The 4601-nt window shown below is 48.3% G+C and carries 3 protein-coding genes; all 3 read right to left on the reverse strand.

Going from position 1 to position 4601, the window contains the following annotated elements; all coding sequences use genetic code 11:
- Nucleotides 1-3: 3 nt before the first annotated feature.
- The 3 genes from pflA to focA all read right to left on the reverse strand — a co-directional run bounded on the left by pflA (nucleotide 4) and on the right by focA (nucleotide 4254).
- The gene (pflA, locus tag FDW94_RS06515; protein ID WP_003035751.1) at nucleotides 4-744 is read right to left on the reverse strand and encodes a pyruvate formate lyase 1-activating protein; all 741 of its coding nucleotides are present in this window, start codon (nucleotides 742-744) and stop codon (nucleotides 4-6) included.
- Nucleotides 745-1054: 310 nt separating this feature from the next.
- A complete protein-coding gene (pflB, locus tag FDW94_RS06520; protein ID WP_003035753.1) occupies nucleotides 1055-3337 on the reverse strand; it encodes a formate C-acetyltransferase in 2283 nt (760 codons plus the stop codon).
- 59 nt (nucleotides 3338-3396) lie between these two features.
- Complete coding sequence (gene focA, locus FDW94_RS06525) at nucleotides 3397-4254, reverse strand: formate transporter FocA (RefSeq protein ID WP_003831909.1); 858 nt, start codon at nucleotides 4252-4254, stop codon at nucleotides 3397-3399.
- Nucleotides 4255-4601 lie beyond the last annotated feature (347 nt).

Here is a 4601-nt window from a genome sequence, read left to right on the forward strand (position 1 = left end):
AACTCAATACATCACTTTATGTCCATATTGCTCAAGAATGCCCTTCACGCGCTCCATGGTCTCTTTCTTCGGTGGTTTGACGCCATCCAGTTTGTACTCTTCGCCCATTGCCACCCATTTGTGTTTGCCAAGCTCGTGGTAAGGCAGCAGCTCGATTTTTTCAACGTTACCCATATCGCGAGTAAATTCTCCGAGGCGGTGTGCGGAGTCATCGTCATCAGACCAGCCAGGTACGACAACATAGCGGATCCACACTTTGATGTCTTTGTTTGACAGGTAACGCGCGAACTCCAGCGTACGATGGTTAGATACGCCGACCAGATTCTGATGGATTTCATCGTTCATCTGTTTGAGATCGAGCATGACCAGGTCGGTGACTTCCAGCAGCTCATCGATCACCGGATCGTAGCGGCGAACAAAACCGTTGGTATCCAGACAGGTATGAATACCTTCTTTTTTACAGGCGCGGAACCAGTCACGTACGAATTCAGCTTGCAGGATAGCTTCGCCGCCAGACGCCGTCACGCCGCCGCCGGATGCGTTCATAAAGTGGCGATAGGTCACCACCTCTTTCATTAATTCGTCGACGGTGACTTCTTTACCGCCGTGTGTATCCCACGTGTCACGGTTATGGCAATACAGGCAGCGCATCAGGCAGCCCTGAAAGAAGGTAATAAAGCGGATGCCCGGGCCATCAACAGTGCCACAGGATTCAAAGGAGTGAATGCGACCAATAACTGACATTGCGGTGTTTCTCCAGGTGTGGCCCATCCGGGGCCAGTGTTAGTGCACAGTTATTAACTGTGTCGAGTCTGTTTTGGCTGCTATCCATACTTTTCGTCTTTCAAGCTGCATCTTTGTTAGCTTCCTTCGCTCACCCCAGTCACGTACTTCTGTACGCTCCAGGGGATTCACTCCGTTGCCGCCTCAATGCAACTCGAAATCCATCGAGTATATAAGTATAGATAGCTGACAAAGCAGGCTATTAAAAAGGCCCCACTTACGTGGAGCCTTTATTGTACGCTTTTTAAAGTACGATTTCAGTCAAAACCAATTACATGGTCTGAGTGAAGGTACGAGTAATAACGTCCTGCTGCTGTTCTTTAGTCAGGGAGTTAAAACGTACTGCGTAGCCAGAAACGCGGATGGTCAGCTGCGGATATTTTTCCGGATGTTCCATCGCATCCAGCAGCATTTCGCGGTTCATGACGTTCACGTTCAGGTGCTGACCACCTTCGATGGACGCTTCGTGGTGGAAGTAACCATCCATCAGACCAGCCAGGTTGGTCTTACGAACTTCGTCGTCTTTACCCAGTGCGTTCGGAACGATAGAGAAGGTGTAAGAAATACCATCTTTAGCGTAAGCAAACGGCAGTTTAGCAACGGAGGTCAGAGAGGCAACAGCACCTTTCTGGTCACGACCGTGCATTGGGTTAGCACCCGGTCCGAACGGCGCGCCAGCACGACGACCATCTGGGGTGTTACCAGTTTTCTTACCATAAACCACGTTAGAGGTGATGGTCAGAACAGACTGAGTCGGGATAGCGTTACGATAAGTAGTCAGTTTCTGAATTTTCTTCATGAAACGTTCTACCAGGTCAACCGCCATGTCATCAACGCGAGAGTCGTTGTTACCAAACTGCGGGTATTCGCCTTCGATTTCGAAGTCGATAGCCAGACCGTCTTCGTCACGAATCGGTTTAACTTTCGCATATTTGATTGCAGACAGGGAGTCAGCAGCAACGGACAGACCAGCGATACCACACGCCATGGTGCGGATAACGTCACGGTCGTGCAGCGCCATCAGAGAGGCTTCGTAGCTGTACTTGTCGTGCATGTAGTGGATAACGTTCAGCGCGGTGACGTACTGTTTAGCCAGCCAATCCATGAAGTGATCCATGCGGTCCATAACTTCGTCGAAGTTCAGAACGTCGCCTTTGATCGGTTCAGATTTAGGACCAACCTGCATTTTCAGTTTTTCATCAACGCCACCGTTGATTGCGTACAGCATGGTTTTCGCCAGGTTTGCACGCGCACCGAAGAACTGCATTTGTTTACCAACAACCATCGGGCTTACGCAGCAAGCGATAGCGTAGTCATCGTTGTTGAAGTCCGGACGCATCAGGTCATCGTTCTCGTACTGCAGAGAAGAGGTGTCGATGGACACTTTAGCGGCGAATTTCTTGAAGTTCAGAGGCAGTTTTTCAGACCACAGAACAGTGATGTTCGGCTCCGGAGAAGGACCCATGGTGTACAGGGTGTTCAGGAAGCGGAAGCTGTTTTTGGTAACCAGAGTACGGCCATCAACGCCCATACCACCGATTGATTCAGTTGCCCAAATCGGGTCACCGGAGAACAGTTCATCATATTCAGGAGTACGCAGGAAACGAACCATACGCAGTTTCATGACCAGGTGATCGATCATTTCCTGTGCGTCTTGCTCGGTGATTTTGCCTGCTTTCAGGTCACGTTCGATGTAAGCATCCAGGAAGGTGGATACGCGACCGAAGGACATTGCTGCACCGTTCTGAGATTTAACTGCGGCCAGGTAGCCGAAGTAAGTCCACTGGATAGCTTCCTGAGCGTTGGTAGCCGGACCAGAGATATCGCAGCCATATTTAGCAGCCATTTCTTTGATCTGACCCAGAGCGCGGTGCTGTTCAGCGATTTCTTCACGCAGACGGATAGTTGCTTCCAGGTTTACGCCGTTTTCCAGATCGGACTGCAGAGAGACGAACTGAGCGTATTTGTCTTTCATCAGGTAGTCGATACCGTACAGCGCAACGCGACGGTAGTCACCGATGATACGGCCACGGCCATACGCATCTGGCAGACCAGTCAGAACACCGGATTTACGGCAGTTCAGAATGTCTTTGGTGTAAACATCGAATACGCCCTGGTTGTGGGTTTTGCGGTATTCGGTGAAGATTTTTTTCAGCATTGGGTCCAGTTCGCGATTGTACGCTTTGCAGGAACCTTCAACCATTTTGATGCCGCCAAACGGAATGATCGCACGTTTCAGCGGAGCTTCAGTCTGCAGACCAACAATCTTCTCGAGCGCTTTGTTGATGTAGCCAGCGTCGTGAGAAGTGATGGTAGAAGCAACGGAGGTGTCAAAGTCAACAGGCGCGTGAGTGCGGTTTTCCTGTTTAACGCCTTCCATCACGCTGTCCCACAGTGCAGTGGTCGCATCAGTTGCGCCAGCCAGGAAGGACTCGTCACCCTCATACGGAGTGTAGTTTTTCTGAATGAAGTCACGTACGTTTACTTCATTCTGCCAATCACCTTTGGTAAAACCTTCCCAGGCTGTGGCTAACTTTTCATTAAGCTCGGACATGTAACACCTACCTTCTTAAGTGGATTTTTTATTTACTGCGTGTAATGGGCATCAACAGATTAATGATGATCGTTACCACGCAGATAAATGACCCAGTATGTCAACCCGACCAACAAACCGCCGCCGATAATGTTACCGATCGTAACCGGAATCAGGTTATCGGTGATGAAATTCATCACGGTCAGGTGAGAAAAATTCTCCGGAGAAGACCCAACTGCGGTCCAGAATTCCGGGGTGGCGAAATCGCGTATTACAATACCCATAGGGATCATAAACATGTTTGCGATACTGTGCTCAAAACCGCTGGCAACAAACATTGCGACCGGTAATACCATGATAAACGCTTTGTCCATCAGGCTGCGGCCTGAGTAGCTCATCCATACGGCCAGACACACCATCAGGTTAGCCAGGATACCAAGGCTCACTGCCTCAACAAAAGTATGGTGCACTTTGTGGTCGGCTGTTTGCAGAACGTTGAGCCCCCATGCGCCGTTGGCGGTCATATACTCGCCAGAAAGCCACATGAGTAACACAAAGATCAGGGCGCCAATCAGGTTGCCGACATAAACGTTAAGCCAGTTTTTCGCTAACTGACCCCAAGTAATACGACCACTGGCTTTAGCAACGACGATCAGTACGGTTGAAGTGAAGAGGTCTGCACCGCAGACAACACAAAGGATCAGCCCCAGGGAAAAGCAGATACCACCTACTAATTTCGCCATGCCGAAAGGCATAGTACCAGTGCCGGTTGTGGCGGTGATATAGAAAACAAAGGCAATTGAAATGAATACACCGGCAGTAATTGCCAGATAGAACGTCTTAAGCGGATGTTTCGTTGCTTTATAGACGCCTGCTTCTTCGGCAACTTTGGCCATTGCAGCAGGTAGAATAAGATCAAAAGGGTTGTCAGCTTTCACACTAACTCTCTCTTTATTAAGTCGGCGACGAGATACTAACAAAGCATTATAGATGAGAATTTGATATAGATCATATCTCGCCTGGCTTATAGGCCCGTAAGACGCATGGTTTTTATGCGATTACGGTGTAACATGTTGATTATCCATATAAAAATAAATTTTAAAAATTATAAAGTGAGTTGAATTTTTTCTTTCAGCCTCCTATGGGATGGTTAATTAAAATGGAGTAATTGAGATAAAAAACCACATTAATAAGCTAATTTTTTTAATATCAACTACTAATATTTAACCTTGCTTTTACATTTATTTTTTGGTCTGACCAAAATAAAAAACGGGGCGCTTTAAGC

This window comes from Citrobacter sp. wls757, from assembly GCF_005280935.1.
Classification (GTDB): domain Bacteria; phylum Pseudomonadota; class Gammaproteobacteria; order Enterobacterales; family Enterobacteriaceae; genus Citrobacter; species Citrobacter portucalensis.

Excerpts from the sequence above, each read along its gene's own strand:
- pflA (WP_003035751.1), bottom strand. The coding sequence starts at position 744 with ATGTCAGTTATTGGTCGCATTCACTCCTTTGAATCCTGTGGCACTGTT.
- pflB (WP_003035753.1), bottom strand. The coding sequence starts at position 3,337 with ATGTCCGAGCTTAATGAAAAGTTAGCCACAGCCTGGGAAGGTTTTACC.